This is a genomic window from Dolichospermum sp. LEGE 00246 (assembly GCF_015207865.1).
Classification (GTDB): Bacteria; Cyanobacteriota; Cyanobacteriia; order Cyanobacteriales; family Nostocaceae; genus Dolichospermum; species Dolichospermum heterosporum.
In genome coordinates this window covers 1-5,514 of record NZ_JADEWA010000370.1, presented here as the reverse complement: position 1 = coordinate 5,514, position 5,514 = coordinate 1, and the positions used below count along the sequence as shown (strand labels likewise).

The 5,514-nt window shown below is 40.5% G+C and carries 5 protein-coding genes; 1 reads left to right on the top strand and 4 read right to left on the bottom strand.

Annotated features, from left to right (window positions below; genetic code table 11):
- Positions 1-62: 62 nt before the first annotated feature.
- A complete protein-coding gene (locus IQ228_RS19960) occupies positions 63-1,907 on the bottom strand; it encodes a S8 family peptidase (RefSeq protein ID WP_193964107.1) in 1,845 nt (614 codons plus the stop codon).
- Between the two features lie 212 nt (positions 1,908-2,119).
- Between IQ228_RS19960 and IQ228_RS19955 the strand changes: the two genes are divergently transcribed.
- Positions 2,120-2,587: a hypothetical protein gene (locus tag IQ228_RS19955; RefSeq protein WP_027400883.1), complete on the top strand. Its 468-nt coding sequence runs from the start codon at positions 2,120-2,122 to the stop codon at positions 2,585-2,587.
- 230 nt (positions 2,588-2,817) lie between these two features.
- Here IQ228_RS19955 and IQ228_RS19950 read toward each other — a convergent pair whose 3' ends face one another.
- The 3 genes from IQ228_RS19950 to IQ228_RS19940 all read right to left on the bottom strand — a co-directional run bounded on the left by IQ228_RS19950 (position 2,818) and on the right by IQ228_RS19940 (position 5,032).
- The gene (locus tag IQ228_RS19950) at positions 2,818-3,993 is read right to left on the bottom strand and encodes a TRC40/GET3/ArsA family transport-energizing ATPase (protein WP_027400884.1); all 1,176 of its coding nucleotides are present in this window, start codon (positions 3,991-3,993) and stop codon (positions 2,818-2,820) included.
- A gap of 32 nt (positions 3,994-4,025) precedes the next feature.
- Positions 4,026-4,418: a DUF2358 domain-containing protein gene (locus IQ228_RS19945; RefSeq protein ID WP_027400885.1), complete on the bottom strand. Its 393-nt coding sequence runs from the start codon at positions 4,416-4,418 to the stop codon at positions 4,026-4,028.
- 110 nt (positions 4,419-4,528) lie between these two features.
- Positions 4,529-5,032, bottom strand: coding sequence for a hypothetical protein (locus IQ228_RS19940; RefSeq protein ID WP_193964105.1), 504 nt, complete (start codon positions 5,030-5,032; stop codon positions 4,529-4,531).
- Positions 5,033-5,514 lie beyond the last annotated feature (482 nt).

Here is a 5,514-nt window from a genome sequence, read left to right as displayed (position 1 = left end):
GAACCCCACCCCCAACCCCCTCCCCGCAAGCGAGGAGGGGGCTATGATTACCAATTATCTAATTAAGCTATTTGTTGGTCTTTTTTTAATGCTAACCGGGCTAGTCCGTAGCAAAGTAAAGCATTGACGAGGAGGAAGATTCGGGCGAGGTTACTATTTCCTAAACCCCAAACGGCAGGATCATAAATGGCACTAACTGCTAGGAAAGCTGTTATTCCTAAAGTTACACCAATGGCAAACCATTTCCCAGTGGGATGTCCTAAAAATAAGGCTATTAACACAAAGGGAATTAAGACGCTGGCAAAAAGCGGATTTAGTGCGTCTGTTCCCTGTAAGGTGTTGCCTAATTCGGGAATGGAACTACCTAAAATTCGGAAAGGCCATTGGGGAAGATCAAAGATATAAAATCCTTTGAGGAAGAATAAACCAGAACTGCCGAAAATTAAGCCGCCAGATAGAGACCAACTCCAGGCGAAGGGGAAGTAGGTTCGTAAAAACCAAGCCAGGAGATAAGAACCTACCACCATGAATATTTTAGGGACTAATGCGATCGCTCCGCCATCTATCCAAAAGCCAGGATTTAGATAGCCTTGTTCTCGCAACCACCGGAAAAAGTCGGGAACACTAATTATGCCGTCACTGGCTAATTTAACTGCGGCTTCGGCGTTGAGTTGTCCAGCCCCATAATAGTTCAAACCGTCGTCTTGAATGACTCTGGCTGACTGTTGGAGAACTTGCAAAATTTCGTCGGGTTCTTTGATTCCCAAGGCTTTGATTAGTGCTGCTACCCCCGCAACGTGGGGAGAAGCCATACTTGTGCCTTGGAGTCCGAGAAATACGCCTTCACCTTGTTCATTAATAGTTTCTTGGAGAATTGTCCCGGTTTCACTCCCCCCAGGGGCAGAAATATCTACACCTGCACCATAGTTAGAATAGGATGCTCTTTCACCGTCGGGTCCAAAGGCGGAAACACCGATAACATGATCATAACGGGCGGGATAACTCACGCCGTTGGTGTCTTCATTGCCGGCGGCGGCGATAATGGTTACACCTTTGTTGTGGGCGTATTTAACCGCATCTTCCATGAGTTGGCTGGCACCACCACCACCTAAGCTCATGTTAATGATGTCTGCGCCGTTATCAGCCGCAAATTTGATGGCTTCGGCAATGTCGGCTACTGTTCCTGAACCGTCGGCATTTAAGACTTTTAAGGGCATCAGACTGGCTTCATAAGCCACTCCAGCGACACCATAGGCGTTATTGGTGGCTTGGGCGACTGTGCCGGCGACGTGAGTTCCATGTCCGTTGTCGTCTTTGGCTGCTTCTGTATCGTTAACAAAATCGTAGCCTTTGACAAATTTAGTTTCATATAAGTCGCGGACTTTGGTAATGCCTGTATCAATGACGGCAACGGTGATACCACCACCTTTACTCCGTGTCCAAGCCGCTTCTATACCGATTTTGTGTAAGTTCCACTGTTTGCTGTAATACTGGTCATTAGGACCAACTAAGGAAGAATTTGGTTCTTCGTTTTGGGGCGTTAACAGTTCTCCTAACCAAGTGGCTTTTCCTTGGGGGACAATTTTATAAATGTAATTTGGCTCGATAAATTCTGTAACTTTAGCAAATGGAGATTTTCGTAAATCTGTGAGTCGTTGGCGATCGCCTTTGATAACATATACATGATCTGTCGCTGAATATTTATTATCCAATTGGGGGGTAACATGATATTGCCTGGCGATCGCTTGTAAGTCCTTCTCAATCAAACTTTCTGCCACATCTTCCCGAAAATCTAGCAAAATTGTCTCAAACTCACCTTTCGCTGCTAGTCCCTGAAAATTCAGAAACCCAAATATAGCAGCAGCCAGTCCAATCACAAACAAGCACAATAATATAAGTTTTTTCATCACCGCTTCTTGTCAGTTTGCTCACTACCATAACTCATATAGTAGGTAACAGGGAATAGAGAATAATTATCAAGATGGTTATTTGTCTACAAAATAGTTAAATTGCTATATTGTAAAATAGTATTTGGTGGATTTTAGAAAAAATTCTATCTTCTTACCTGTTTTCTCATGAAATTAACGACGCTCCTCTCACAGAGGCATTAAGAATTATTATGGAACGTGGTCTTTTTTGGTTGCCTTTGTTAGTTGCATTTTTCTGGTTAGCTTGGCAAGGTTCACAGGAATTTAAGAAACTTCAAGCTTATCAAATTTGGGCAGAACAATTTGAACGGGCAAAGTATGATATTTATGCAGTATTAGCTCAAAAAGGTAATGATATCACTTGGGGAAAACCAACCACAAAAGGACCCATTGAATTAGAAACTTTTTCCTTATTGGACGTTCAAGAAATCCGCTTTTTAGTCAATGATCATGTAGTAGATATAGAAAATCCTCCCCAAAAAGGTCGCAAAATCGAATTAGACTTTTTATTAACTACTCCTAAATCAATTCGTGTCCCGTTTACAGAAGTTCCCCTAGCAGCAGAATGGGGTAAATTTTTGCAAAGGACATTGAAGAATTTACAGATAGAAACAACTTACAACAGGAGTCAGGAGTCAGGAGTCAGGAGTCAGGAGTAAAACTGTCTTTGTGTATAGGTTTCAACAGAGATTTTGGGCGTTGCTGAATTGAGGTATGAAATTCCCAAATTGAACCTTTAAAACTCTTACCTTTGCGTCTTTGCGCCTTTGCGTGAGACTAAAATTCATACCCTTAATCAGCAACGCCGATTTTGTACCCCCTAACAACGCAACCGCCTGTAGGGGCGGGGTTTCCCCGCCCTATTTTCCTGGTTTCCCCACCCAGGTTTTTATTCAGCGAAGCGAATTTTTAGATAATCATCTTCCATTTTTGCTCCCGCTGGTTGCAGTGCAGCTAAAGCTTGAGGTAATACTAAATTACGGCGATGATTGCCAATAGTAATATTTAACTCATCTCCAGTTTTACTTAATTGCACTTGGCTTTTGGGAATATTCGGTAAATAGAGTTCTAAGCTGTATTGGTTATTCTCTTGGACAACTCTGAGAGTAGTTTCTTTATAATAAACTTGAGTTGGATCTTCATCTTTGTAGAGAGTTTCTTTCAATCTTTCCAAAGCTGCCAAACCACACAATTCTTCAGAGTATAGAGGTACTTCTTTCACTGGCAAAGGTAAGAAATTATTATGAATTTCTTGGCGGTATTGTTCTTGATTTTCCTTCCAGCGTTGGAAAAATGGATCTGTAACTTCTTGAGGAATAATCCGGTTAGCAATGACTAAATCTGTCGCTACATTATACAAACTCAAATAGGCATGAGCGCGAAGAGATTCTTTAATTACCATCTTTTCAGGATTGGTGACTAGACGCACAGAAGTTTGAGTATTGTCAGTTAAGACTTTTTCCAAAGCTTCAATCTGTTCATAAAACTCATAGGGTGCGTCCATTACCTCCTTATCTGGTAAAGAAAAACCAGCAATAGGTTTGAAAAAAGGTTCTACCAGTGGTCTAAGCGCAACGGAAATATTTTGAAACGGTTTGTAGAAACGACGCATATACCAACCGCCAACTTCAGGCAAGCTTAACAGCCGTAATGCTGTACCAGTAGGGGCAGAGTCAATAATTAAAACATCATATTCTCCGTCATCATAATGACGTTTCATTCTCACCAGTCCGAAAATTTCGTCCATACCCGGTAAGATTGCTAACTCTTGCGCTTGTATGCCGTCCAAACCTCTGGCTTGTAAAACTTGGGTAATGTAGCGTTTCACAGCCCCCCAATTACCTTCTAATTCTTGCAGGGCATCTAATTCTGCCCCCCACAAGTTAGGACGAACGAGACGGGCATCATGTCCTAATTCTACGTCAAAGCTATCTGCAAGGGAATGGGCGGGGTCTGTACTTAAAACTAATGTCCGATAGCCGAGTTCCGCACAACGGAGTCCAGTGGCTGCGGCAACGGAGGTTTTACCTACGCCACCTTTCCCTGTCATTAAAATTACTCGCATCAATTATTCCTTATGCCTGGATTTTATTTACATTATGCTGGTTTTTTCCCATAAATGAAATGTTGCTTAATTACATCTAAGCGAGAACAGTGCCAATAATCAATATGGGAAACAATTAAACCCTCGGCATTCAGACGTAATTCACTCCAGCCAGAAACAGAAATATAGGGTTTCCAGGGTAATGGCGAATTCCAACTCATTGTCCATTCAGTTTTAATAATTTCTCCCTGAGATTGGATGTGATGTAAATCTAGTTTGAGATTGAAGAAAAAAGTTTGAATGAATTTAATCATCCATTTATAAAGTTCAATTCCCCGAAACTTGAAAACAGCATCTTGAAAATAAACATTGTCGGCATAAATGCTGTAAGTTTGATTTTCAGGAAATCTAGCATAATCGGCTTTGAGGGTTTCAATAATATTCATAATTAAGCAGGAGTCACCGAGTCAGGAGAAAGAAAGAAGGAGTCAGGAGTTACCGAGTCAGGAGAAAGAAAGAAGGAGTTAGGAGAAAGAATAGAATGAATTCTTCTTCATTACTGACTTACAAAATTACCAAGTACAGTTTGTAGCTTAACTCTAGCACAATCCCTTTCTTCTACAGGTAAACAGGATAAAGCAAATTCAAACTCATCTATCTTTTCAGTTAAGGCATTGACTAATTCTTGTTTACCTTCTTGTAGGCTAAGTTCGGATTTACCTAGATCAATTTCGACGGATTCTAAAGATCCTAAAGTTCCCACAATTAAACTATTTTTGCCATTTTGTTCTAAATCAAGTTGATCTTTTAATTCAGGGCTAATCATTTTTGATTTAGTAATTTCTAGAATCTCCTCAGTTGTACATTCTAAATCAGTTTGGGCTTCTTTTAATAGCTGTGCTGCTTCTTTCAGTTTTTCATTTGCGAGTTCTTCCATAATTTTTTTCTTCTCTAAAAGTAAAGATAATTCTTTTTGAGCATCTAATAATTCTTGTTGCTGTTCGGCAATTTTAGCGGCTTGATTTTTGATTTGGTTTTGAATTTGTGTAAGTGTCATCATCAGGATTCCTTAAAGACTAATCGAGTATGTTTTGTGCATTTTTTCTCTTGTTGCTGTTTGTTATTTATTCACAGGTTAGAGACTTTTGATCATCTTTCCCTGATTAAGAATTTAGTGCATTGTGCTGTCGCTAACACACCCTACGGATATTTTTAATCATCAAACCGGATGTCTATATTTGGTTTTTGCCTATTTTAGACAGATTTTGGTAGATATTGACTACCCTAAGCTACTTAATATTGCTCAGAAATCATTGAGGATTCCTACAGCGATTTCCAATCATAAGTAATTGGACAAAAATATTTACAGTCATTGCGAGGGAAGGGAAGCAATCACAACCCTGGCGATTGCTTGATTTCACTTCGTTCCATATGGCTAACGCCACGCTGCGCTAACGCAATAACATTGTGTAATTAATTTTGTCTCACTACTTATAATGTACATCTTAGCCCCCTCATCGCTTGCGGGGAGGGGGTTGGGGG

Excerpts from the sequence above, each read along its gene's own strand:
- IQ228_RS19950 (WP_027400884.1), bottom strand. The coding sequence starts at position 3,993 with ATGCGAGTAATTTTAATGACAGGGAAAGGTGGCGTAGGTAAAACCTCC.
- IQ228_RS19940 (WP_193964105.1), bottom strand. The coding sequence starts at position 5,032 with ATGATGACACTTACACAAATTCAAAACCAAATCAAAAATCAAGCCGCT.
- IQ228_RS19945 (WP_027400885.1), bottom strand. The coding sequence starts at position 4,418 with ATGAATATTATTGAAACCCTCAAAGCCGATTATGCTAGATTTCCTGAA.
- IQ228_RS19955 (WP_027400883.1), top strand. The coding sequence starts at position 2,120 with ATGGAACGTGGTCTTTTTTGGTTGCCTTTGTTAGTTGCATTTTTCTGG.
- IQ228_RS19960 (WP_193964107.1), bottom strand. The coding sequence starts at position 1,907 with ATGAAAAAACTTATATTATTGTGCTTGTTTGTGATTGGACTGGCTGCT.